Source organism: Streptomyces sp. CLCI03 (assembly GCF_053615355.1).
Genome location: NZ_JBSIFU010000004.1, coordinates 22,106 through 45,721, shown reverse-complemented (window position 1 = coordinate 45,721; position 23,616 = coordinate 22,106). Strand labels below are relative to the sequence as shown.

At 72.7% G+C, this 23,616-nt stretch carries 20 protein-coding genes; 11 read left to right on the top strand and 9 right to left on the bottom strand.

Annotated features, from left to right (window positions below; genetic code table 11):
• Positions 1-155: 155 nt before the first annotated feature.
• Positions 156-1,097 carry a LysR family transcriptional regulator gene (locus ACWG52_RS39850; RefSeq protein ID WP_389815884.1) on the bottom strand — a complete coding sequence of 314 codons (942 nt, stop codon included), beginning with the start codon at positions 1,095-1,097 and terminating at the stop codon, positions 156-158.
• A 108-nt stretch (positions 1,098-1,205) separates the two neighbouring features.
• Between ACWG52_RS39850 and ACWG52_RS39845 the strand changes: the two genes are divergently transcribed.
• Genes ACWG52_RS39845 through ACWG52_RS39835 form a run of 3 tightly spaced genes read left to right on the top strand, consistent with a single transcriptional unit; the run spans position 1,206 to position 3,914 of the window.
• Positions 1,206-2,183 (top strand): zinc-binding dehydrogenase, encoded by a 978-nt coding sequence (locus ACWG52_RS39845; protein ID WP_453129228.1) that lies wholly within the window; start codon positions 1,206-1,208, stop codon positions 2,181-2,183.
• Positions 2,184-2,187: 4 nt separating this feature from the next.
• Entirely contained in the window at positions 2,188-2,841 is a 654-nt protein-coding gene (locus ACWG52_RS39840; protein ID WP_453129227.1) for an NAD(P)-binding oxidoreductase, read from the top strand.
• Positions 2,841-3,914, top strand: a complete 1,074-nt coding sequence (locus tag ACWG52_RS39835; protein ID WP_389815749.1) for a DUF7405 family protein — start codon at positions 2,841-2,843, stop codon at positions 3,912-3,914. Before ACWG52_RS39840 ends, ACWG52_RS39835 begins: the two co-directional genes overlap by 1 nt.
• Positions 3,915-4,023: 109 nt before the next feature.
• Here the strand turns inward: ACWG52_RS39835 and ACWG52_RS39830 are convergent, their stop codons facing one another.
• The 5 genes from ACWG52_RS39830 to ACWG52_RS39810 all read right to left on the bottom strand — a co-directional run bounded on the left by ACWG52_RS39830 (position 4,024) and on the right by ACWG52_RS39810 (position 10,115).
• Complete coding sequence (locus tag ACWG52_RS39830; RefSeq protein ID WP_390141104.1) at positions 4,024-4,857, bottom strand: helix-turn-helix transcriptional regulator; 834 nt, start codon at positions 4,855-4,857, stop codon at positions 4,024-4,026.
• Positions 4,858-4,976: 119 nt separating this feature from the next.
• Positions 4,977-5,843, bottom strand: coding sequence for a helix-turn-helix domain-containing protein (locus ACWG52_RS39825; RefSeq protein WP_037864822.1), 867 nt, complete (start codon positions 5,841-5,843; stop codon positions 4,977-4,979).
• A 440-nt stretch (positions 5,844-6,283) separates the two neighbouring features.
• A complete protein-coding gene (locus tag ACWG52_RS39820; RefSeq protein ID WP_453129226.1) occupies positions 6,284-7,018 on the bottom strand; it encodes an Ldh family oxidoreductase in 735 nt (244 codons plus the stop codon).
• 154 nt (positions 7,019-7,172) lie between these two features.
• On the bottom strand, positions 7,173-9,662 hold the full coding sequence (locus ACWG52_RS39815; protein ID WP_389815741.1) for an alpha/beta fold hydrolase: 2,490 nt from the start codon (positions 9,660-9,662) through the stop codon (positions 7,173-7,175).
• 54 nt (positions 9,663-9,716) lie between these two features.
• Complete coding sequence (locus tag ACWG52_RS39810; protein ID WP_033226241.1) at positions 9,717-10,115, bottom strand: nuclear transport factor 2 family protein; 399 nt, start codon at positions 10,113-10,115, stop codon at positions 9,717-9,719.
• A 224-nt stretch (positions 10,116-10,339) separates the two neighbouring features.
• Here ACWG52_RS39810 and ACWG52_RS39805 point away from each other — a divergent pair, with 224 nt between their 5' ends.
• The 8 genes from ACWG52_RS39805 (at position 10,340) to ACWG52_RS39770 (ending at position 20,138) form a co-directional block, all read left to right on the top strand.
• A complete protein-coding gene (locus ACWG52_RS39805; protein WP_389815737.1) occupies positions 10,340-11,737 on the top strand; it encodes an MFS transporter in 1,398 nt (465 codons plus the stop codon).
• Between the two features lie 100 nt (positions 11,738-11,837).
• The gene (locus ACWG52_RS39800) at positions 11,838-13,361 is read left to right on the top strand and encodes an FAD-dependent oxidoreductase (protein WP_453129225.1); all 1,524 of its coding nucleotides are present in this window, start codon (positions 11,838-11,840) and stop codon (positions 13,359-13,361) included.
• A 178-nt stretch (positions 13,362-13,539) separates the two neighbouring features.
• On the top strand, positions 13,540-14,400 hold the full coding sequence (locus ACWG52_RS39795) for a ketoacyl-ACP synthase III family protein (protein WP_453129224.1): 861 nt from the start codon (positions 13,540-13,542) through the stop codon (positions 14,398-14,400).
• Positions 14,401-14,464: 64 nt separating this feature from the next.
• The gene (locus ACWG52_RS39790) at positions 14,465-15,556 is read left to right on the top strand and encodes a ScbA/BarX family gamma-butyrolactone biosynthesis protein (RefSeq protein WP_389815728.1); all 1,092 of its coding nucleotides are present in this window, start codon (positions 14,465-14,467) and stop codon (positions 15,554-15,556) included.
• Entirely contained in the window at positions 15,553-16,248 is a 696-nt protein-coding gene (locus ACWG52_RS39785; protein WP_453129222.1) for an HAD family hydrolase, read from the top strand. The genes ACWG52_RS39790 and ACWG52_RS39785 overlap by 4 nt, the downstream gene beginning before the upstream one ends.
• Positions 16,245-17,303 carry a 3-oxoacyl-ACP synthase III family protein gene (locus tag ACWG52_RS39780; RefSeq protein ID WP_390141112.1) on the top strand — a complete coding sequence of 353 codons (1,059 nt, stop codon included), beginning with the start codon at positions 16,245-16,247 and terminating at the stop codon, positions 17,301-17,303. The genes ACWG52_RS39785 and ACWG52_RS39780 overlap by 4 nt, the downstream gene beginning before the upstream one ends.
• Before the next feature lie 365 nt (positions 17,304-17,668).
• Positions 17,669-18,157 carry a GNAT family N-acetyltransferase gene (locus ACWG52_RS39775; RefSeq protein ID WP_453129221.1) on the top strand — a complete coding sequence of 163 codons (489 nt, stop codon included), beginning with the start codon at positions 17,669-17,671 and terminating at the stop codon, positions 18,155-18,157.
• Between the two features lie 190 nt (positions 18,158-18,347).
• Complete coding sequence (locus ACWG52_RS39770; protein ID WP_453129220.1) at positions 18,348-20,138, top strand: Stealth CR1 domain-containing protein; 1,791 nt, start codon at positions 18,348-18,350, stop codon at positions 20,136-20,138.
• Here ACWG52_RS39770 and ACWG52_RS39765 read toward each other — a convergent pair.
• The 3 genes from ACWG52_RS39765 to ACWG52_RS39755 are packed head-to-tail and all read right to left on the bottom strand — an operon-like array spanning position 20,096 to position 23,542.
• Positions 20,096-21,616 (bottom strand): dipeptidase, encoded by a 1,521-nt coding sequence (locus ACWG52_RS39765; RefSeq protein ID WP_390141117.1) that lies wholly within the window; start codon positions 21,614-21,616, stop codon positions 20,096-20,098. The genes ACWG52_RS39770 and ACWG52_RS39765 overlap by 43 nt on opposite strands.
• Positions 21,609-22,064, bottom strand: coding sequence for a hypothetical protein (locus ACWG52_RS39760; protein ID WP_033226249.1), 456 nt, complete (start codon positions 22,062-22,064; stop codon positions 21,609-21,611). Before ACWG52_RS39760 ends, ACWG52_RS39765 begins: the two co-directional genes overlap by 8 nt.
• Positions 22,061-23,542 (bottom strand): APC family permease, encoded by a 1,482-nt coding sequence (locus tag ACWG52_RS39755; RefSeq protein ID WP_326746640.1) that lies wholly within the window; start codon positions 23,540-23,542, stop codon positions 22,061-22,063. Before ACWG52_RS39755 ends, ACWG52_RS39760 begins: the two co-directional genes overlap by 4 nt.
• Between the last annotated feature and the right edge of the window lie 74 nt (positions 23,543-23,616).

The following is a 23,616-nucleotide window of genomic DNA, read 5'->3' as shown; positions in this document are numbered from 1 at the left end:
GTCCGGCGGTCCGCATTCCCGGGCGGCGACGCCCCGACCGCACCGCCGGGGCGACGACAGCCGTACCGTCCTCGACGGCCTGATCCCGTCAGGGGAACGGGGCTCCGCGCACCGCCGGTGGTCCCGCGGACCGGGCCCGCCGGCCACGGCCACGCTCACACCGCCGCGTCGGGACGTCCCGGCGCCGCCGCCCCGTCGTCCAACCATCCCGCCTCCCGGGCCGCGTCCAGCGCGGCATTCGTGAAGTGAGTGACGATCGGTGACGGCGAGGTCTCCGGGAGCACCAGGTGGGTGGCGAGCGGCCGGGTCCCGTCGGCGAGCGGGACCCAGCGCAGCCAGCCCGGCAGCTGGTCGCCGGACGACGCGGCGACCAGACCCACCGTGCGGGCGTCCCGCAGCACGCTCTGCGTGGGGTCGAAGGCCATCGGGCGCTCCGTCAGCCGCGGCACCAGGCCGGCCCCCCGGAACACCGCCAGCACCTCGTCGTAGTGGCCGGGGTTGGCCTGCCGTTCGTGCAGCACCAGCGGGAACGCCGCGACCTCGGCCAAGGTCAGCTCGCGCCGTGCGGCCAGCGGATGGGCGGCCGCCAGAAGCACCCCGCGCGGTTCGGTCCGCACCAGCAGCAGCCGGACGCCCGCCACCGCCTCCGGCGAACGCGCGATCCCCGCGTCCGCCCGCCCGTCGAGCACCGCGTGCGCGATGTCGGGGGTCCGCAGCACCTCGGCGGCGACCTGGACGTCCGGCAGCCGCACCCGCAACGCCTCCACCAGACCCGGCACGGTCCCGTACCCGGTGCTGGTGCTGTACACCAGGCGCAGCCGGCCCAGCTCGCCGCGCCCCGCCCGCCGGGCCGCCTCCCACACGTCCTCCAGCGCGGCGAGCGCACCCGCACCGCGCTGGTACACGGCCGCTCCGGCCTCCGTGAGGCGCACGACACGGGTGGTGCGGTGCAGCAGCAGCACACCCAGCCGGCTCTCCAGCCGGCGGATCTGCGTGCTCAACGCCGGTTGCGCGATGTGCAGTCGGGCCGCCGCCCGGGTGAAACTGCCCTCCTCGGCCACGGCCAGGAAGTAGCGCAACAGTCTCGCCTCGGGCATGGTCACCCCGTCATCGTAGGGGCCACCGCCCCATTCATACCCGGGAGTTATGAACCGAGACAGAGCCGGTCTTTCCCTCCCGGCCGCGGCCCTGCCTACCGTCGACGCATGACCTCCTCCCGCACGACCGACGCCTCCACGCGCCCCGTTCCGCCGATCCTCCCGCAGCGGATGCGCGCCTGGATCGGCACCCCCGACGGCCCCGACCTGCGCACCGTGGCCCTGCCCGAACCGGCCCCGGACCAGGCGCTGGTGAGCGTCGCCGCCTTCTCCGTCAACCGCGGCGAACTGAACCTGTTCCGGCGCCGCGCCGAGGGCTGGCGGCCCGGGCAGGACCTGGCCGGGACCGTCGTACGGGCCGCGGCCGACGGCAGCGGACCCGCCGCCGGTACCCGGATCGCGGCGATGAACGACTTCGGCGGCTGGGCCCGGTACGCGGCCGTCCCCGTCGACCGCCTCGCCGTCCTGCCCGACGCGGTGGCCTTCACCGAGGCCGCCACCCTCGGCGTCGCCGGACTGACCGCCCTGCGCGCCCTGCGCCGCGGCGGGCCGCTGCTGGGCCGCCGCGTCCTGGTCACCGGCGCGAGCGGCGGCGTCGGCTCCTTCGCCGTGCAACTGGCCGCCGCCGAGGGCGCCGAGGTGACCGCGCTGACCGGCACCCACCGCGACCTCGACCTGAAGGCCCTGGGCGCCCACCACGTCGTCACCTCCCTCGCCGACACCGACGGCGACTTCGACGTGATCCTCGAATCCGTGGGCGGGGAGGTGCTGGTCACGGCACTCAAGCGGCTGTCGGCCTTCGGCCACATCGTGGTCCTGGGCACCTCCTCCGGCCGCACGGCCAGCCTCAGCATCTCCTCCTTCGTGCCCCACGCCCGCCAGACCCTGCACCCCTTCTGGGTGTTCGGGTCCGGCGAGCCCGTCGGCGAGGACCTGGAACTGCTCGTCCGCCTCGTCGACCTCGGCCGGCTGCGACCGGTCCTGGGCCACCAGGACGCCTGGGAGCGGCTCCCCGAGGTGATGACCGCGCTGCGCGAACGCCGGATCGCCGGCAAGGCCACCCTGCTCGTCCACGACGGGGCGTGAGGGCATGGCACGGATCGTCGTCGTCGGCTCGCCCCACCGGGCCGGCAGCGGGAGGATCATCGCCGCCACGGCGGCCGAACGGGGCCACACGGTCCGCTACGTCGGCGACCTCGGCGACCCGGCCCGGCCGGACGACCTCGGTGAACCGGCCGACGCCGCCACCGTGTGGGCAGGCGCCGACGCCGTCGTGCTCGTGCCCCGACGCGGGGACGCCCGGGTGCACACCGAACGGGCCACCCGGGTGCTGCTGGAGCAGGTCCGCCGCCACGCCCCCGGCGCGCACTTCGTCCTCTTCAGCTCCTTCGCGGTCGGCCACGGACCGGCCCACCCCCTCAACCGGATCGACGACACGCTGCTGCCGGCCCGGGTCGCCGCCGAGCGACTGGTGCGCACGAGCGGCCTGCCCTACACCGTCGTGCGGCCCACCTGGATGACCGACGACCCGCCCGGCAGCCACGCCCTGACCCTCACCCAACACCCCTACGGGGACGGCATGGTGGCCCGCGCCGACATGGCCACCGCGATCGTCGCGGCCATCGAGGAGCCCGCCGCCCGGTGCACGACCTTCAGCCTGTTCAACGAACCCGGCACCCCCGTGGCCGACTGGGCCGCCGCGTTCGCGGCCCTGCGCCGCGACGAGCCGCAGGAGGAGCTGTGATGCCCCCACGTCCCGCCGCCCAGCACGCCTGGGAGGACACCTTCCGTGCCGACGAGGCCGGCCGCGCCCTGCCGCCCCGCCACCACCGACTGCTGATGCTCGACGTGGTGGGCTCCCCCCGGCCGCGCGACGCCCACCACCTGGAGGCCGCGCTGGTCGCCCTGGAGGAGCGGTACGGGCACGGGCCCGACGGCATCCTGATGTGCCTGGGCTGGGGTCCGGGCTGGTTCGAGCGGCACACACCGCTGCGTTCCCCGGTGGGGCGGCCCGTCCCGATGGCCCGCTGGGAGAACCCGGTGCTGGAGGAGTACGACGCCTGCCTGCACCTGGCCTCCGACCGGCAGGAGACGGTGACGGAGGCCGCCGCCGCGCTCTTCGGCCCGGGACCGCACGACCAGCGCGGGCGCCTGGTGCTGCGCGAGACCCGCACGGGCTTCGTGGGGGAGGGCCTGCCGGCCGCGCGGCGACCGCAGGCCGCGATCCCCGCGGACGCCCCGCTGCTGCTGGGCTTCCACTCGGGGCTGCGCCGCAACCAGGCCACCGAGGAGGAGGTCTCGATCCTCGAAGGGCCGCTGGCCGGCGGCACGACCATGCACGTCAGCTACATCGTCCTGGACACCGACAGCTGGTACGAGCAGCACGAGGACGAGCGCGCCGCCCTGATGTACTCGCCCCGCACGAGTGCGAAGCAGGCGCACGAGCTGGTCGAGGACGCGGAGAGCGACCGTACGGAGCTGGCGGCGGTGGCCGCCGCCCACGGCCGGGTCGGCCATGCCCAGGCGACCGGGCGGGCCCGCCTCGCCGGCCGGCCGCGGATCAACCGCAGGGACTTCGCGACGACGGACCACGGGGTGCCCGGCACCCACTTCGTGTCCCTGCAACGCACCATGGAGGACTTCCACGCCACCCGGGCGATGATGAACGCGGCCGACGCGTCCACCCACCACGGGGGGATCGGCGTGCGCCGCAACAACGGCATCAACGCGTTCATGGACGTCCGCAGCCGGGCCACCTTCGCCGTGCCCCCGCGCGCGCAGCGCGCCTATCCGGGGCTGCCGGGGCCGCCCGCCTGAGCGGGCCCGGCCCCGCGCACACCCACCACTCCCGCCCCCGCCCCCACCGCCCCCGCACCCGCCGGGCCACGACCGCCGGGCGACGGCCTGCGGGTACGGCCGTGGCCGGTCAGCCCGACCGGCCCGAGATCCGGGCGAGCAGGTCGTCCAACGCCGCGCCGGACGCGGAACCGGGTTCCGGGCTGAACACCACCGCCCATTCCCCGTTCTGCGCCCCCTCCTCCAGCACCACCCGGGAGAGCTCCATCGGACCCACCGCGGGATGCTCGAAACGGACCAGGACCCCGCAGTCCTCCTCGTCCTCGCGTTCCTCGACCGGACGGAACCACAACTCCGCGAACTCCCGGCTGGTCGCCGCCAGTTCGACCACCATCAAGGACAGTTCCTCGTCCACATGCTGCTCGCTCGCCCGCCGCAGCGCCCCGACGAGCCCGGCGACCTGGCCCCGCGCGTGCCCGTACAGGGCCCGCGTCGCCCTGTCGAGGAAGAGCATCCGGGCGAGGTTGGGCTGTACGTGCTCCACGGGCCGGTCCAGGTCCCAGGCGAGCAGCGCCTGCCCGGGCAGGTTCCATCCGGTGATGTCGTAGCGGTGGTTGAAGGCGATGACCGGCAGCATGGGGACCGCGCGGGTGAGGTGGCCGAGCCCCCGTAGCCGGGACGTTCCGGGGGAGGCCCCGAGCCGGAACAGTTCGGCCCGGTCGTCGGTGTCGAGGTGCAGGGCCGACGCCAGCGCGTCCAGGACGGACAAGGACACGCGGCCGGCCCGGCCGTCCTCGATGTCGGTGTAGCGGTCGGCGTCGAGCCCTGCGGCCCGGGCCAGTTCGGCGGGCAGCAGACAGGGCGCGGTCCGCGCCCCCGCGCCCGTCGACACCCCCGTCTGCTCAGGGGCCGTGCGAAGGCGGTGGGAGCGCAGGAACTGGCTGAGGTCGGCGAAGGAGTCCATGGGTCCAGTCTCGGCGAGGCGTTGATCCCCTCGCCTGCCCCTGCTGGTCATCCTCAGCGGGTATTGACGGATTCTCGACTGTGTCCGCACCGGCGCCGACGTCCACGCGGCGAGGGCGCTCAGCCGCCGCCGCGGCCTTCCAGCAGGACGCGCAGCGCCTCTTCCTCAAGGGAGGCGGGCTCCGCGTGGTACAGCACGATGCACTGGTCGGGGGAATCGGGAAGGCGCAGACTCTCGAAGGCCAGGGTCAGCTCCCCGACGGCCGGATGGTGGAGATGGCGCGTACCGAACGTCTTGTCCCACACCACGTGCCCCGACCAGATCTCGGTGAACTCCGGGCTCGCCAGACAGAGACGCTCGATCAGCTCGACCAGTTCCGGGTCGCCCGGGAAACGACCGGCCATCATCCGCAGGTACCCCGCCATCTCGACCGCCTCGTCGTTCCAACGGGGGTAGAGGGCGCGGGCGCCGGGGTGGAGGAAGACGAGCTCGGCCAGGTTCGGCGGCGCGTCCCGGGCCAGGAGCTCCTCGATGTCGATGTGTCCGGAGAACATGGTCCGGGCGAGCGCGTTCCAGGCGAGGATGTCCATCTGCCGGCCCAGCACGACCGCCGGCCCCTGCAGGTAGGCCGAGATCATCCGGGCCACCGCGGGCCGCACCTCCTCGGCGGCCTTGGCCGGGCGCGCGAGCTCGGCGGCGCGGGACAGGTTGTGCAGGTGCGCCCGCTCGCCCGCGTTCAGGCGCAACGCGTTGGCGATGGCGTCCAGGACCTCGGGAGAGGCGCTGCGGTTCTGCCCCTGCTCCAGGCGCGTGTAGTAGTTGACGCTGACCTGGGCGATGTGGGCGACCTCCTCCCTGCGCAGCCCCCGCACCCGGCGTCTCTTGCCGTCGCCGGGCAGGCCGATGTCGTCCGGCGTCAGCAGGCTGCGCCGTACCTGAAGGAACTTTCCAAGATCAGAATCTCGAACTCCCGCCGCCCGCTGCATTCTCTTTTCGCCTTTCGCTGCCCGCGCACTGCGCTGAAACATCCGCCGAATACTAGCCGATGGGAACATGGGGAAGTGCCCGTCCGCGGCCGGTCCGATTCACGCCACGGGCCTCCTTACAAAGGAAACCCGGAACAGCGAATTCCGGCCCGTGACGTCCGTCACTCCGCAAGGCCGTGGGCCAAGGTCCCATGCCACAAGGCGATTTGGCGAGCAGGGCAGGACCTGCGAGTCCCCCTACGGGGGAACACCGACGACAATTCAGCCAAGTGCCGCCGCATTCCCGGGCGGGCCGCCGACGTCGTCGTTACTGGTCACTTACCGTGTAAATCCACCTCGATTGTTGAGGTGTGTACGATTTTTGGTTCGGGTGTGTACCACCTCCCTTCCCGCGCCTTCTCCCGCACGGCCGGTAAATGAAATAAGTCGGGAGTGTTTACTCACGGGTCCTCGGAACGGGTCGGCCGACGCCGATCCAGCTCCCGTACCGGCGTCACCTTGACCAGAGCCGCGATCCGACCGAGCTCCTCCAGAACCGGAACCGGCAGCGTCAACCGCGGCCGCACCACCCCCGCACCGGCCGGCGCCACCGATACCGAGCGCCCCGCGCCACCCGCGGCCGTGCGGTCCACACACATCAAGAACTGGCTTGTTACCGCCCCCTCCCGAAACCGTCCCGCACCCCCCGCGGACCCGGCAGCACGCGTGGTGATGACACCGAAGGCGCCCCCGCGCGCCGCCCGCCCCACGTACCAGGCCGTGATGCCGACATGGCGTGAATGCTGCACCGAGACCGCCGCCGCACCCCGCACCCGGGCCCGCTCCACCGCCCGGTCCACCGCGAAGGCCAACGCGGGCTGGCCCAGCCCGTGATGCGCGTCGATCACGGTGACGTCCCCGTACCGGCGCACGATCTCCGGCCGGGCCCCACCGTTGATCGTCCCGCCCCGCAACCCCCGCACGTAGGGCGGCAGCCGGACCACCCCGTGCCGGGCAGCCCCCGCCAGATCGGCGGCCACCAACACCTCGGCCGTCAACTCCGCGTCCGCCGGCCGGGCACCCGCCGCCTCCAGGGCCGCGCCGACGAACGCCGTCAACTCGCGCCCGGCCACCACCGCCACCAACCCCGACCCGCACCCACGCACCGGCACCGCGGCCGCCGTCACCTTGGGCATCCACCCTCCCTCCTCCCGCTCCCGCACCGGCCCACGACCGGCCCCGGACAAGACAGAAGGCGGACGCCCGGGCAACCGACAGGAAAGTCACCGGACATCCGCCTCCGCCTCCTCGGCGCCCCGCCCGCGGGGGACGGGGCAGGGGCAGCCAGGACTATTGGGAGAGGAACTCCTCCAGCAGGGTGGCCAGCGCCACCGGGGTCTCCACCATCGGGTAGTGACCCGCGTTGCCCACCACGGCCAGCCGACCGTTCGGGTAGTGCTTCATCCACGTCTCCCGCATCGACTCCGCCGTCACCGCCGGGTCGTGCTCACCGACCACCACCAGCGCCGGCACCTGCGCACCGCTCACCCGGTCGGCGAAGTCGGTGGTACGGAAGGAATCCAGATAGCCGCGGAAGGCGACCGGCCCGACCTCCTTCATCGAGGACTCGGCGAACGCGGTCACCCAGTGCGGCGACAACCGGTTCCCCGTCGTCATGTCGATGACGATGCGACGGTTCTCCACCTTGTGCGCGGCCTCCGCGAACAACGGGAAGTCCGCATCCGGAATGGGCATACCGCCCGCCGGAACCGGGCTCAACCCCACGATCCGCCGCACCCGCTGCGGAGCCTTCAACAACACCTGCTGGATCGGCTGCCCGCCGAGCGAGTGCCCGATCAGCGAGAACTCCTGCCACCCCATGCTGTCGGCCAACGTCAGCACGTCCGAGGCGATCTCGTCGGTCGTGTACGTACCGGCCACGTCCAGGCTGCGCCCGAACCCCCGGGCGTCCATGAACGCGTAGGTGAAACGCGACCCGTCCAGGTACGGCCACAACGGCGAGAACGACTGGTGCCCACCGAAGAGGGAGTGCAGCACGATCACCTTGTGCGGACCGGAGCCCACGGTGTGCGCGAAAGGAACGGATCCGGCGCTCTGATACATGTCTTCTTCCTCCAGCGGGAGTTCGTCGGTCGATGAAAGGACGGCCCCCGGAGCGGTGCCCGCCCCCGGGACCAGAAGGCGATCGAGGGTGTCGTACAGCTCGCGCAGCTCCTCACGGTGCCCGTGCAGGACGACGTGCCCGTCCGGCCGCACCAGATGGAAACCGGCGTGCCGGCAGTGCAGTTCACGAGCGGCCGACACGGCCGGCCCGCGCCCGGGCAGAGCCGCCGTGTCCACCACCCGCACCTGGCCGGCCCACGGCCCGACCAACCGGCGCACCGCCTCGGCCAGACCACGGTCCGGGTCCTTCTCGCCCGGCAGCACCACCAGGTGCAACCGGACCGGATCGGCGCCCGGCCCCGCCACCCCGAGCGCCACCGCCAGCCGCCGCGGCAACGCCGCACCCTCCCGGGCGTGCCGGCGCAACCCCGCCCGCGCCGAGCACCAGTGCACGGGCCTACCACGCCGCGACCCGTCCGCGACCGGCCCGTACACCCAGCGCCGACCCGCGGCGACCGGCACGTAGAAACGGTCCAGGACCCCCGTACGGTCCAGGGCCCGCATCGCCGTGTCCCGCAGGGTGACCTGGCTGCCCCGGGTCCACATCGCCGCCCGGGTCTGCAGATCGGTGTCGCGCACCACCGCGTCGGCCACCGCCGCCCGCTCCGGGGTGTAGCTCTCCAACAGCGCGGTCCGCGCCTCACCCCGCACCACCGACGCCAACTTCCAGGCGATGTTCTGGGCGTCCTGGATCCCGGTGTTCAACCCCTGCCCGCCCATCGGACTGTGCGCGTGGGCCGCGTCACCGGCCAGGAACACCCGACCCGACTGGAAGGAGGCGGCACGACGCCGATGCACCCGGAAGGTGGTCACCCAGTCCGGATCGGTCAGCCGCAACCCGCCCGGCCCACGCAGGTCGACCAGCCGCTGCATGTCCGCCAACGACCCGTCCGCCATGTCCGCCGGAGCGTTGGTGAAGAAACGGAACAGCCCGAACGGCTGCGGCACGATCGCCAGCACACCCATCCGCGACTGGTAGTAGTGGATCTCGTCGCTCTCCAGCGGATCACCGGCCACCTTCGCGTCCGTGATCAGGAACCGGTTCTCGTACGTCGCACCCTCGTAGGCGATACCGAGCTGGCGACGCACCGCGCTCGTCGCACCGTCCGCGCCGATCACCCACGGGACCGTGAACCGCTCCACGCTCCCACCGGCGTGCTCCAACACCGCGGTGACCGGCCGGCCCTCACGTATCGCCCCGCCGAAGTCCACGTCCTGCAGCGACACCAGCCGCACATCACGCTCGATGCGACCGCCGAGCCGATGCAGACCCTCCGTCAACACCTCCTCGGTCAGCCGCTGCGGCAGACAGTAGGGAGCCATGTCGTCGGCCATCCGCATCCGGGTGACCGGCTTCTTCTCCGAGTAGTAGGTCATCTGCCGCAACGTGACCGCGACCCGGTCGACACCCCCGGAGAGCCCGAGGTCCTCCAGGATGTCCAGGGTGCGCGGCCACACCAACATCGCCTTGGAATGCACACTGGGGCCGGGGGCCGCGTCCACGATTCTGACGCGGACCCCCCGACGCAACAGCTCGCACGCCGCGGTCAGGCCGGTCGGACCGGCACCTACGACCAGGACGTCGCAGGCGCCCCGCGCGGCATCCGCGCCGGCATCCGCGCCGGCGTCTTCTTCAATGGGGTACCGGGTGGTCATCGAAGCCTCTTTCGCGCTCGCCGTCCGAAGCCGGATCGAAGTGGGCCGGACGGCTCAGAGGAACGCCAACGAGATGGCGTAGCTGTCCTCGTGCATGCGGTAGCGGGTGATCAGACCGTCACGGACGTGCAGTTCGACCGCGAACTCCGAGGCGAACGACTTACCCGTCGCGTTCACCCGGTAACGGAAACGCCCCAACGCCACCGCGGTCCCGTCCTCGGCCAGGATCCGCTCGACCGCGAACTCCTCCGGCGTCAGATGCTCACCCGCCTGCTCGAAGAACGCCGCGACCTCGCCGCGGGTGGTACGCCGCCCCATCCACGGGATCAGCGCGGTGTCACCGGGAGTGAACCAGTCCAGGGGCTCGGCGAGCAGTTCGAGCGCCCGGTCGGCCTCGCCTGCACCGAGCCGACCGAAGAAGTCTTCGACTACGGAGAGTGTGGATTTCGTCATGCCCCGAAACGTATTCACGGCCGGGCCGCATGAGACAGACCCAGCCAGTGGTACCCACCGCAGCCCTATGAAACAGCGGGTACTGGCTAGCCCTCCCCACCGCGCAGATGCTCGGACCACACCAACCGGCAGGAAGCGAAAGGTCTCTCATGTCAACGGTCAACAGCCCCGAGGAGACTCGGGCAGATCAGTCGCCGGGCCCGGCGGCCCCCGCGCCGGAACGGATGACGAAGCGCCAGACGCTCATCCTGCTCCTGCTCCTCGGCGCACAGTTCACCCTGGCGGTGGACTTCTCCATCATGAACGTGGCGGTCCCGGTCATCGGCCGGGAACTCGACTTCGCCACCGAGAACCTGCAGTGGATCGCCACCGCCTTCGCACTCAGCGCCGCCGGGTTCAGCCTCCTCTTCGGCCGGATCGCCGACATCATCGGCGCCCGCAAGGTCTTCCTCGCCGGCCTCGTCCTGCTCACCCTCTCCTCCCTGGCCGGCGGCCTCGTCGACGACGCGGGCCCCCTGCTCGCCGCCCGCGTCGCACAAGGCCTCGCGACCGCCATGGTCACCCCCGCGGGCCTCGCCCTGCTCATCACCTCCTTCCCCGAAGGACCCCTGCGCGACCGCGCACTCGGCCTCAACGGCGCCATGCTCTCCGCCGGCTTCACCTGCGGCGCCATCCTCGGCGGCCTCCTCACCGACACCCTGAGCTGGCGCTGGGGCTTCTTCATCAACATCCCCATCGGCATCCTCCTCATCGTCGTCACCCCCATGCTCCTCAAGGGCGGCTCCCGCACGACGAGCGGCAAGCTCGACATCCCCGGCGCCGTCTCCGTCAGCGCCGGCCTCATCGCCCTGGTGTACGGCATCTCCGCCGCCGGCCAGTACGGCTGGGGCGACCCCACCACCCTGATCTCCCTCGCCGTCGGCGTCGTCCTCCTCGTCGTCTTCGGCTTCGTGGAACTGAACGCCACCGAACCGCTCGCACCCCTGCGCGTCCTCGGCCGCCGCAGCGTCACCTGGGGCAACATCGGCGGCGCCGCCACCTTCATCGGCTTCACCGCCATGATCTTCCTGCTCACCCTCTACCTCCAGGAAGTCCTCGGCTACTCGGCCATCGCGACCGGCCTGACCTTCGGCGTCCTCGGCGTCGGCGCCTTCCTCGGAGGCGTCACCGCCCCCCGCTGGATCGGCGCCCTCGGCAGCAGCCGAGCCGTACTCGTCGCCGGCCTCCTCGTCCAGGGCATCACCGTCGGCACCCTCTACCTCGCCGGTGACGCCCGCGGCTGGCTCTACGGAGTCCTGGGCCTCGCCTTCCTCAGCAGCTACGCCCACGTCGCCGCCATCGTCGGCTTCATGGTCACCGCCACCTCCGGCCTGCCCGACGAACAGCAGGGCCTGGCCACCGGCATCACCACCCTCACCCAGCAGATCAGCATCACCATCGGCATCCCGATCATGAGCGCCATCGCCACCGCCCAGATCCGCAGCCTCTCCGCCGAACCCGTCAAGGACGCGACCCTGTCCGGCATCAACCTCGCGATCCTCGTCAACGGCCTCATCCTCGTCGCCGTCGCCCTCCTGGTCGCCCTCTTCCTCCGCAACCGCCGCACCACCGCCCGGCACTGACCCACCCCGGCCGGCCCCGAACGACCGTCGCCGGGGGCCACACCACCCCCGAGGCCCCCGGCGACGGCCACGCCCGAACGCACGGAAAGGCGACGAACCGATGAACCGGAACACCCACGGTGCCCGGGCGGACGACCACCGCACCACCGACGTCCTGGTCGTCGGCGCCGGCCCCACCGGACTGATGCTCGGCTGCCTCCTGCGCCACCACGGCATCGCCTGCACCGTCATCGACCGACGCGACACCATCGACCCCCGCACCCGCGCCGTCATGCTCCACGCGGCCGGACTGGAGATCCTGGACACCCTGGGCCTACGCACCACCGTCGAGGACGCGGGCGTACGCCGTACCCGCATCGACTTCCACACCCGCCACCACGCCCTGTTCACCGTGGACTTCACCACCCTCGACACCCCCTTCCCCTACTACGTGAACGTCCCGCAACCCCAGGTCGAAGCGGTCCTCGCCGACCACTTCACCGCCACCGGCGGCCGACTCCTGCGCGGCCTGCGCTACACCGGCCACCAGGAGGACGAGCACGGCGTCACCGCCGAAGCCGTCACCGACGACGGCCCGCACACCCTCACCGCCCGCCACCTCGTGGGAGCCGACGGCGCGAGCAGCACCGTCCGCACCGCCCTGGGCATCGACTTCCCCGGCATCACCTACCCGATGAGCTACCTCCTCGCCGAAGGCGCCCCCACCCGGCCCGCCGACCCGGACGCCTCCGCCATGTACATCGGCCCCGCCGGCGCCGTCTCCCTGCTGCCGCTGCCCCACGGCACCGTCCGCATCGCCGGACCCGTCTCACCCGAAGCACTGGAGCGGGACAGCGAACTGAGCACCCGCCACTTCCGCGAGAGCGTCGACGCCCTGGGCTTCGGACCCGCCCTGCGGTTCGAACGCGTCGACCGCATCGCCCACTACCAGGTCCACGAACGCCTCGCCGAACGCTTCACGAGCGGCCGGACCGTCCTGGCCGGAGACGCCGCCCACCTCAACTCACCCGCCGGCGGCCAGGCCATGAACACCGGCTTCGGCGACGCCTGGGCCCTGGCCTGGCGCCTCGCCGCCCTCGACGCCGGCTCCACCGCCCCCCTCCTCGCCGACTACGACCGCGAACGCCGCGCCGCCGCCACCGAGGTCGCCCGCACCACCGGCGTCCTGCGACTCCTCGACGCCATGCGCCACGCCACCACCGAGACCGCACGCGAGCGCGTACAACGCTCGCTCACCGGATACGCCGAAGCCTGGAGCCAGCTCTACCTCGACTACCACCCCACCCCCGCACCCCCGGCCGGCGCCGCGGCCGCACCCGACACCGCACACCCCGTGCTGCCCGCCCGCACCGGCCACCGACTGCACCCCGGCGCCCGCGTCCCCGGCCACCGCCCCCAACCCGGCCACCACACCTGCCTCCACCTACCCGGCGCCACACCCGACCCGGCCCACCTGCCCCCGCACACCCGCACCGCCGAACTCACCCCGACCCAACGCACCTGGCTCCCCACCGGCACCACCGCCGTCCTCGTACGCCCCGACGGCCACGTCGCCCACACCCTCCCCACCGACCCGCACACCACCGCCGGCGCCACCGCCGAAACCGAGAAGGAGGCGGCATGACCACGACCCCACCCCGCCCCCCGTCCGGCATCAGCATCGCCGGCACGGGCAGCTACCTCCCGAACGACGCCTCGACCTCACCGCCGAAGCCGCCCGCCACCCCGCGCCCGACGCCGAACGCATCCGCGCCACCGGCTACCGCACCATCGCCGCCGAGGACACCCTCTACCCCGGCGACATGGCCCTCATCGCCGCCGAACGGGCCCTGGCCGCCGCCGGAACCGCACCCGAGGACATCGACCTCATCGCCGTCACCGCCATCCACCGCCACGGCCACCAACGCCTGTGGTCCCCGGCCTCCTGGCTCCAGTCCCGCCTCGGCGCCACCCACGCCCTGCCCTTCACCGTCACCCAGGGCTGCAACGCACAACTCCTCGTCCTCGACCTCGCCGCCGACCTCCTGTCCACCGAAGGCCGACGCACCGCCCTCATCGTGGCCACCGACCGCTTCGCCGCCTCCGGCTTCGACCGGTTCACCGCCGACTACGGCATCGTCTACGGCGACGGAGCCGCCGCCGCCGTCCTGACCGCCGACACCCCCACCCCCACCACCCCCACCTGGCACGTCCTGGACACCCACAGCGTCAGCGACCCGGAACTCGAAGGACTCCACCGCCTCGACGAACCGGCCCCCGAGACCCGCACCCTGTTCGGCACCGAACACGACGTACGCGCCGCCAAGAAGCGCTACCTCGCCGCCCACGGCACCGACAGCCTGCGCGAAGCCACCCGCACAGCCGTCCGCGAGATCCGCGAGACCCTCCTGCCCCACGGCACCGACCCCGCACCGCGCCGCGTCGTCTACCCCAACCTCGGCCTGCCCCTGCTCCAGGAGAACTACTTCCCCGAATTCCCCGGCGGCGCCGACACCTCCCTGTGGGACTTCGGCGCCACCGTCGGCCACCTCGGCAGCGGCGACCAGATCGCCGGCCTCGACCACCTCGAACGCCACCACACCTTCGACACCGGCGACCGCGTCCTCCTCCTCGGCGCCGGAGCCGGATTCACCTGGACAGGAGTGCTCCTGGAACGCCGCTGACCACCCGGACGACGACGCACACGCACGCCGAACAGCACACCACCCGAGAAAGCAGGTTCCGCACGTGACCACCGCACCCTCGCCGCTGGAACAGGACCTCGCCGCACTTGAGCTGAGCTACAGCCGGACCGTCGACCGCACCCTGGTCCACCGGGACTCGCTCGGCGAAGTCTTCCTCACCGACCTCCAGCCCCTCGGCACCACCACGTACGTCGCCGCCGCCCAACTGCCCCGCTCCCACGCCTACTACGGCGACCACCTCCTCAACCCCAACGTCTACGACCCGGTCCTGCTCCTGGAGGCCTGCCGGCAGGCCGCACTCGCCGGCGCCCACGCCTACTTCTCGGTGCCCCGCACCGACAAATTCATCCTCACCCACCTGCGCGTCCACCTCTCACGCCCCGACCGGATAGCCGTCGGCCCCACCCCCTGCCAACTCACCCTCCACGTCACCACCAGCAACCACTACGTCCGCGAGGGCCGCACCAACGGCCTCGACTACGACGTGGACCTCCGCGTCGGCGACCTCAGCATCGGCCGCGCCGGCATCGGCCTACGCTTCAAGTCCCCCGAGTCCTACACGGCGCTGCGCCTGCGCAACCGCGACCACAGACCCCTGCCCTCCTCCGCCGACCACCCCGGGCCCGGCGCCACCACCGGCGCACCCGTCGAGCCGTACCGCGTGGGCCGGGCCAACGCCGACAACGTCGTCCTCACCGGCATCGAGGTCGCCGGAGACACCCTGACCGCCGGGATCCGCACCCCCGGCGGCCACCCCAGCATGTTCGACCACCCCCAGGACCACCTGCCCGGCATGGTCATCGCCGAGGCCGCCCGCCAGATCGCCCTCTACGGAGCCCTCGACGTGCGCGGCATGTCACCCTCGCGCACCTACCCGACCGACCTGGCCGTCACCTTCAACCGGTTCGGCGAACTCGACAGCCCCGCCACCCTCACCGCCGTCGTCGGCGAACGCCGCGACGCCGGCCGCCCGGACGAAGACGCCTCCTACTACACCCAGGGCGGCATCGTCGAACTCGGCGACGAGCACACACCCGACACCGACCGCATCCCGGTACGCGTCGAGGCCCACCAGGACGGCGAGAGCCTGTGCCTGCTCACCCTCGACCTCGCCCGCGTCCGGACCCCGCGATGACCACCGCCGCCGCCTTCTTCGACGTCGACGAGACCCTCATCGGCTTCAAGACCATGTTCCGCTTCCTGGCGTTCCACCTGGAACGCCGGGGAGCGGCACCCGGCACCTACGAGCGCCTCACCGCCACCCTCCACCGCGCCGCCGCCGACGGCGCCCCCCGCGCCGAGGTCAACCGCCGCTACTACCAGTTCTACGCCGGGGAGAGCGCGACCTCCCTGGCGGCCTCCGGCCGAGCCTGGTTCACCCACGAACTGGCCGACGCGCCCTTCATCCCGGCCCCCACCGCCCGCTTCGACGCACACCGCCGACACGGCGACCTGACCGTCCTGGTCTCCGGCTCCTTCTTCGCCTGCCTCGACCCGATCGCCGAACACCTCGGCGCCGACCGAGCCTTCGGCACCCGACCCGTCATCCGCGCCGGCCTCCTCACCGGCCAGGTCGTCACCCCGCTGATCGGCGCGGCCAAAGGCCGCACCGCCCACGCCGTCGCCGCGATCCACGACCTCGACCTCGCGCACTGCTCGGCCTACGGGGACCACAGCAGCGACCTCGACCTCCTGCGCTCCGTCGGCCACCCGGTGGTCGTCGGCTCGGACCCCGTACTCACCGCACACGCGCAGCGGGCCGGATGGGAGCGGCTGCCCGACACCCGAGCGGCCGCCGAACCCCGACACCAGGAGACGAGAACGTGACGAACGGACCCCGCGCGACGGCCGCCCCGACAGCGGTCCTGGCCACCGGCTCCTACCTGCCCGAACAGATCGTCCACAACGACGAGGTGGCCTCCACCACCGGAGTCACCGACGAATGGATCGTGCGCAAGACCGGCATCCACGAACGCCGCCGCGCCGCCCCCCACGAAGCCACCTCCGACCTCGCCGCCCACGCCGGCCGCCGCGCACTGGAACAGGCGGGCATCCACCCCCACGACCTCGCCTACATCGTGGTCGCCACCTCCACCCCCGACCAGCCCCAGCCGGCCACCGCCGCGGTGGTCCAACACCTGCTCGGCGCGGTCAACGCCGCCGCCTTCGACGTCAACTCCGTCTGCAGCGGCTTCGTCTGCGCGCTGACCGTCACCGAACGCCTCCTGCGCGCCGAGCCCGGCGACGCCCACGGCCTGGTGATCGGCGCCGACATCTACTCCCGGATCCTGGACCACACCGACCGCAGGACGGCCATCCTCTTCGGCGACGGAGCCGGCGCCGCCGTCCTGGGCCCCTCGCCCTCCGGCCACGGCATGCTCGGCACCAGCCTGCTGACCCGCGGCGACCAGCACGAACTGATCGGCGTCCCGGCCGGCGGCAGCCGCCGCCCCGCCTCCGCCCGCACCCTGGCGGAAGGCGCCCACCACTTCCGCATGGACGGCCGCGGAGTCCGCGCCTTCGTCCAGGAGAACCTCCCCGCGGCCGTCGCCGACCTCCTGACCCGCACGGGACTGCCGGCGAGCGCCGTCGACCACTTCGTCCCGCACCAGGCCAACGCGGTCATGATCGGCGAGGTGTGGCCGGCGCTCGGCCTGCACAACGCCGCCCTCCACCTGGAGCTGTCCCGCTACGGCAACACCGGCGCCGCGTCCGTCGCCGTCACCCTCGACGAGATCCACCGCCGGGGCCTGCTCGCCGAGGACGACGTGGTCCTCCTGTCCGGCTTCGGCGGCGGCATGTCGGTGGGCTCCACCCTCCTCAGCTGGGCCCCCACCGCCCACGCGGCCGCCCCCCGCCTCCTGGCCACCGCCGCCCGCTGACCCCACCCGCCGCCGGGGCGCCGACGACCACCTCGACGCCCCGGCGGCCGGCAGACCGGCGCAGACGAACGGTCGACGCACCCCCGCCGTCCCCGAAACCACGCCCCGGCCCCTGGAGCGCCAACGCCCCCGCCCCCGCCGCCACCGACCGGACGGTCGACCCGCAACCGTGGCCGTCCACCCGAACACCCGCTCCCGTCGGCGCCACCACCCGGGAGGACCGCCCGCGAGGAAAACACCGCGACGACGGCGGCAGGCGGGTGAAACCCTTCAGGCGGGCCGGCACGGACAGGGCGCACGGTGTCGGCCCGCACACCCGTCGCGACGCCCTTCCCGGATCACGACCCCGGAGGGGATCGACACCCATGGACCTTCTTCCCTTCACCGACACCCATGCCCCCACGGTGGCCGGCTGGCCGACCTCCGCCCAGGAGGTCGCCCTGTGGTGCGGACGGCAGGAGTTCCCCGTCCCCCCGGCCGCCATCACCGAATGGCAGCGCGACGACGACGTACGGGCCCACGTCCTCGTCGACGACGAGCGGGTGGTCGGCTACGGGGAACTGTGGTTCGACGCCGAGGAGGACGAGGTCGAACTCGCCCGGATCATCGTGGCCCCCGACGCCCGCGGGAAGGGACTCGGCCGTGCGCTCGTACGAGGGCTCCTCGCGCAGGCCCTCGCGGCGGGCCACCACGACATCTTCCTGCGCGTGCATCCGGACAACGAGCCGGCATCGCGCTGCTATCGGGCCGCCGGATTCCTCCCGGTCGACCCCACCCTGGCCGAGACCTGGAACAGGACCCAGCCGGTCGCCTACCTCCGGCTCCGGCACGACGCCGAGGCCTCGGACGCCTGAGCCGACGCCCCGCACATGAGAAGTCGCTGTGAGTCGGGACAACAGGACCTCGGACCCTTGCATGAAACGTAAACAAAAGGAAACGTTTCGCTGAACAAGTCATCCGCCGTGCCCCCGACGCACCACTCCCGCCGAAGGGGACACCCGGCGAACGGCAGCCGCTCATCAGCGCCGCACACCGAGGACGTACATGCAGGCAATACGTCGGCTTCCCCTTCCGACCGGGCTGCGCAGACTCGCCCGGACCGTACGTCGCCGCGGCGGCATCCCGCCCCAACCGGGACCCACCGGACCGGAACGCACCACCGACAGGCCCGCACGGCCCGGCCCGGCCACCGACCGCGAGGAGGAACTGCTGGCGACCGTGGCGAACCTGGTCCGCCACCGCGGCCGCCTCGCCCTCGTACGCGACGACCTGCTCCCCGCCGATGCCCGCGACGCCAACCTCCGCTCGCTCGCCGAGGCCCTGGAAGCCGCCGCCGTCCCCTACGGCCTCGTCCCCGACGGCCGCCTCACCCACCGGGTGGCCATCGCCCCCGGCGACCGGGACGCCGCACTGAAGGCCTGCGCCACCGCCTTCACCGGCCTCCCCGTCTACGCCCGCCTCCTCACCACCGACGACGCCACCGACGCACCGGCCGACGCACGCGACGTACTGGCGGAGGACCTCCCGGCGGCGGTCGACGCCGCCGAGACCGCCCCCGACCCGGGGGAGGACACCCCGCCCACCGACCAGGCCCCGCGCCCCGCCCCCGTCCGGGCCGTCCGCCTGCACCACCCGGTCGTCACCTCCGGCCGGACCCTGACCTACGGCCCCGAGACCGGCTGCGACCTGGAGTTCTGGGAGACCCCCGACTCCGGCGAAGGCGCCGTCGCCGGCCTCCGCGAGACCCCGTACGGCTGGTGGGTCCCCTCCCTTGACGCCACGGCCACCCACCGGATCGGCGACCGGGACTACCCCGTCGTCGACTGCTTCTCGGGCCGCTTCCCCGACGACATCGACTTCCCCGTCGACGCCGTGATCACCTGGGTGGACGCCGCCGACCCCGCCTGGCGCCGACGCAGGGACCGCGCCGCACGCGCCGCCACCCCCTCCGCCACCGGCTCCGACACGGGCATCGACCTCGCGGACAACCGGTACCGCGACCGCGGCGAACTCCGCCACTGCCTGCGCTCCATCGCCGCCTACGCACCCTGGATCCGGCACGTCTTCCTCGTCACCGACGACCAGGCCCCCCACTGGCTCGTCACCGACCACCCCCGGATCACGGTCGTCGACCACCGCGAACTCCTGACGGACCCCGACGCCCCCGAGGTGTTCAACTCCCACGCCATCGAGAGCCGGCTGCACCGCATCCCCGGCCTGGCCGAACACTTCGTCTACTTCAACGACGACATCCTCCTGGGCCGCCCCCAGCGCCCGCAGGACTACTTCCTGCCCTCCGGACTGCCCAAGGTGTTCCACGACAGGCGTGCCGTCGACCCCGGCAGCCGGGCCGGCGACGACGTCTTCACCTCGTCGCAGAAGGTCACCCGCCGAGCCGTCGAGGAGGTCGTCGGCCGCACCTACCCGCACATCCTCGCCCACACCCCCTACCCCCTCACCCGCTCCCTCTTCACCCACGTCGAGGAACTGCTGCCCGGCCGGCTCGCCGCCACCGCCCGCTCGGTCTTCCGCAGCACCGACGACCTCGCCCCCGTCACCCTCGCCTCCCACCTCGCGCTCGCGCGGGGCCACGCGGTCGAGGGCCACCTCGTGCACACCTACATCAGCACCGCATACCACGACGTGATCGACAAACTGCCCCCGCTGGCCGCCGAACGCGCCCACGACGCGTTCTGCCTCGCCGACGACGAGGACGCACCCACCGAGACCGCGGACGGGTCCGCACTGACCGCCACCCAGCAGCACAACATCGTCGCCGCCTTCCTGGAGGCCTACTTCCCCGTCCCCTCCCCGTTCGAGCGCCCCCGGCCGTAGCCGTCCCCGTCCCCGTCCCCGTCCCCGTACCCCGACCGGGGCCGGCGCGCCGAGGCGTAGTCCAGGAGGAAGAGGGCCTCCACGAGCGCCATGTTGCGGATCTCGGTCGGGTCGACGCTCTCGTCGGGCGCGTGGATGAGGCAGCGGGGCTCCTCGACCCCCATGAGGATGATCTCGGCGTCCGGGCAGGTTCCGGCGAGGACGTTGCACAAGGGGATCGAGCCGCCCTGCCCGAGGAACTCCATCGGCCGGCCGTACGCCTGCCCCATGGCCCGCCCCATGGCCCGGTAGGCCGGCCCGTCGGTCGCCGGGCGGAACGGCGAGCCGATGCCCTGCTTCTCGACCGAGACGCGCGCGCCCCAGGGCGCGGCGGCCGTCAGGTGCGCGGTGAGGGCGGCCGCCGCGGCCTCGGAGTCCGTCCCCGGCGGCACGCGCAGACTCACCCGGGCCCGCGCCTTCGCCGGCACGGCGGCGGCGGAGCCGACCACGGGCGGGCAGTCGATGCCCAGCACCGTCACGGCCGGACGCGCCCAGAGCCGGTCCGCCACCGTGCCCGAGCCGGTGAGGCGGACCCCGTCCAGCACGCAGGCGTCGGCCCGGAACCGCTCCTCCTCGTACGGGACCCCGCTCCAGGTGCCGGTGCAGTCCAGGCCGTCGACGCGGGTGCCGCCGTCGGGGTCGCGCAGCGTGGACAGGATCTGGATCAGGGCCGCCAACGCGTCGGGGGCGGGACCGCCGAACATGCCCGAGTGCAGGTCGCCGCGGAGGGTGGTGACGGTGACGACGAGGTCGGCCAGGCCGCGCAGCGCGGTGGTGGCGGTGGGGCGGCCGACGGCGGCGTTGCCGGTGTCGCAGATGAGCAGCGCGTCGGCGCGGAAGTCGCCGGGGTGCGCGGCCACGTACTCCTCGAGCCCGCCGGTGCCCTGCTCCTCCGACCCCTCGGCGACGAACTTCAACCCCACGGGCAACGCGTCGCCCAGGGCCCGCAGTGCGGTGAGGTGCATGACGATGTTGCCCTTGCAGTCGGCGGTGCCGCGCCCGTACCAGCGTCCGTCGCGCTCGGTGAGCGTGAACGGCGGTGAGGTCCAGGCGGCTTCGCCGAGCGGGGGCTGTACGTCGTAGTGGCAGTACAGCAGCACGGTGGGGGAGCCCGGCGGGCCGGGCCGGTGGCCGAGGACGGCGTGGCTGCCGTCGGGGGTCTCCTCCAGGCGTACGTCGATCAGGCCCGCCTCGGTGAACGCGTCGGCCACCCAGCGGGCGGCGCGGGCGCATTCCTCGGGAGGGAACTGCCGGGGGTCGGCCACGGAGGGGATGGCGACCAGTTCGGCCAGGTCGGACCGGGCGCGGGCCATCAGCGCGTCGATGCGCTCGGCGAGGGTGGCGGCGTCCGGCACGGCGGCGGGGCCGCGGTCGGAGCCGGATCCGGAGCCGCGGTCGGAGCCGGAGCCGGATCCGGGGCGGGGGTCGGGGTCAGTCATCGTCGCCGCCGTCGCGCTTCACGGTCCGGTCGGTCTTCAGGTCGTCGAGCTCCTCCTGGATGCGGTGCAGGGTGTCGGGGCAGTAGACCTTCAGCACGAGCGCCTCCGCCTGCAGGGCCCGACGGTCGGCGATGACCGGACGCTGGCCGGGGCCGGTCGCCCCGTTCGACATGTTGATCTTCCACAGGGCCGACTTGAGGGCGGAGGCGGGGTCCTCGCAGACGATGCCCCCGTCCTCGCCGAGCGCACGGGCCAAGGTGGCGGGATCGGGCCGGGCGAATCCGGCGGCGACCAGCTCGTCCGTGAGCTGGTTGGCCTTGTCCAGGGACTGGTTGGTGGACCGTACCGCCTTGTACTGGATCAGCCCCACCACGACGAAGCCGACGAGCAGGACGATCGCGCCGATGTGGATCCACTTGTGCCGGGAGGCGAAGGCGGTGGGGCTCATGCGACGTCCCCCGTCGACTCCGCGCCCGCGATGCGCCAGGAGGGCTTGCGCATCCGCAGGCACAGCCACGGGATGACCACGCCGAGCAGCAGCAGACCGCCGCCGACGATGGCGACGTAGGTCCAGACGCTGCCGCCGCCGAACTGCGAGGACGGCACGAACCCGATGATCATGGCCGCGGCGGAGGCGAGGAAACCGACCACGCAGATCAGGCCCAGGGCCGGCGCGCGGTAGCCGCGCGGGTGGTCGGGCTGGGTCCTGCGCAGCCGCATCGCCGCCAGGAACATCAGCAGATACATGATCAGGTACACCTGGGTGGTGATCACCGAGAAGATCCAGTAGACGCTGGAGACGTTCGGGATCAACGCGTACATCAGCGCGATCACCGTGGTGACGATGCCCTGGGTGACGAGGATGTTCTGCTGGACGCCGTGGCTGTTGAGCTGCTGCAGGAAGGGCGGCAGGTAGCCCTCCTGACGCGAGATCAGCAGCAGGCCCTTGGAGGGTCCGGCCAGCCAGGTGAGCATCCCGCCCAGGGAGGCGGCCACCAGGGCGACGGCGGCGATCGGGGTCAGCCAGCCGATGTGGAAGTAGGAGAAGAACGCGTCGAAGGCCTGCATGACACCCGCGGTCAGCGACAACTGGTCGGCCGGGACCACCCAGCTGATGGCGAGGGCCGGCAGGATGAAGATCAACAACACCATCCCCATCGCGAGGAACATCGTCTTGGGGAACTCGCGCGGCGGATCCTTCAGCGACGAGACGTGGACGGCGTTCATCTCCATGCCCGAGTAGCTCAGGAAGTTGTTGACGATGAGCACCAGGCTGGCCAGACCCGTCCAGACGGGGAAGATGTTCGAGGGGCCCATCGGGGCGGCGGACGGATTGCCCTGACCGAGGAAGACGATGCCGAGGATCACCAGCAGGGAGCCCGGGATCAGGGTGCCGATGATCAGGCCCCAGGAGGCGAGCCCGGACAGGGCCTTGGTGCCCTGCGAGGACACCCAGACGCCCGTCCAGTAGAGGACGACGATCACGATGGCCGTGTAGACGCCGTTGGAGGCCAGGGCCGGGTCGATGACGTACGCCAACGTACTCGCGACGAACGCCAGCAGACTGGGGTAGTAGAAGATCGTCATGGCGAACTGGCACCACACCGCGAGGAACCCGAGCGGCTTCGACAACCCCTCGCTCACCCACCGGTAGACGCCGCCCGACCAACCCGACGCGAGTTCCGCCGAGACCAGCGAGGTCGGCAGCAGGAACACGATCGCGGGCACCAGGTACAGGAACACGCAGGCCAGGCCGTACACCGCCATGGTGGGCGCCGCGCGGAGACTGGCGACGGACGCCGTCGTCATCATCGCGAGGGTCACCCAGGTGAGCGTGGGGGTGCCGGACCGGGTCGCCGCAGCCCCCGCCCCCGCTGTTCTGTCCTTCGGGAGATCGTCCGGAACGGGTACATCCGCAGCGCTCACGAGGGCCTCCGGGTCGACAGGGCCGATCCCGTCAGACTCGCCCCCGCACACCCGGCGGGCGAGTCGGGTACGGC

Coding starts and splice junctions, on each gene's coding strand:
- ACWG52_RS39800 (WP_453129225.1), top strand. CDS start 11,838: ATGAACCGGAACACCCACGGTGCCCGGGCGGACGACCACCGCACCACC.
- ACWG52_RS39775 (WP_453129221.1), top strand. CDS start 17,669: ATGGACCTTCTTCCCTTCACCGACACCCATGCCCCCACGGTGGCCGGC.
- ACWG52_RS39815 (WP_389815741.1), bottom strand. CDS start 9,662: ATGACCACCCGGTACCCCATTGAAGAAGACGCCGGCGCGGATGCCGGC.
- ACWG52_RS39830 (WP_390141104.1), bottom strand. CDS start 4,857: ATGGACTCCTTCGCCGACCTCAGCCAGTTCCTGCGCTCCCACCGCCTT.
- ACWG52_RS39795 (WP_453129224.1), top strand. CDS start 13,540: ATGGCCCTCATCGCCGCCGAACGGGCCCTGGCCGCCGCCGGAACCGCA.
- ACWG52_RS39840 (WP_453129227.1), top strand. CDS start 2,188: ATGGCACGGATCGTCGTCGTCGGCTCGCCCCACCGGGCCGGCAGCGGG.
- ACWG52_RS39845 (WP_453129228.1), top strand. CDS start 1,206: ATGACCTCCTCCCGCACGACCGACGCCTCCACGCGCCCCGTTCCGCCG.
- ACWG52_RS39850 (WP_389815884.1), bottom strand. CDS start 1,097: ATGCCCGAGGCGAGACTGTTGCGCTACTTCCTGGCCGTGGCCGAGGAG.
- ACWG52_RS39760 (WP_033226249.1), bottom strand. CDS start 22,064: ATGAGCCCCACCGCCTTCGCCTCCCGGCACAAGTGGATCCACATCGGC.
- ACWG52_RS39805 (WP_389815737.1), top strand. CDS start 10,340: ATGACGAAGCGCCAGACGCTCATCCTGCTCCTGCTCCTCGGCGCACAG.
- ACWG52_RS39810 (WP_033226241.1), bottom strand. CDS start 10,115: ATGACGAAATCCACACTCTCCGTAGTCGAAGACTTCTTCGGTCGGCTC.
- ACWG52_RS39765 (WP_390141117.1), bottom strand. CDS start 21,616: ATGACTGACCCCGACCCCCGCCCCGGATCCGGCTCCGGCTCCGACCGC.
- ACWG52_RS39835 (WP_389815749.1), top strand. CDS start 2,841: ATGCCCCCACGTCCCGCCGCCCAGCACGCCTGGGAGGACACCTTCCGT.
- ACWG52_RS39785 (WP_453129222.1), top strand. CDS start 15,553: ATGACCACCGCCGCCGCCTTCTTCGACGTCGACGAGACCCTCATCGGC.
- ACWG52_RS39825 (WP_037864822.1), bottom strand. CDS start 5,843: ATGCAGCGGGCGGCGGGAGTTCGAGATTCTGATCTTGGAAAGTTCCTT.
- ACWG52_RS39820 (WP_453129226.1), bottom strand. CDS start 7,018: ATGCCCAAGGTGACGGCGGCCGCGGTGCCGGTGCGTGGGTGCGGGTCG.
- ACWG52_RS39770 (WP_453129220.1), top strand. CDS start 18,348: ATGCAGGCAATACGTCGGCTTCCCCTTCCGACCGGGCTGCGCAGACTC.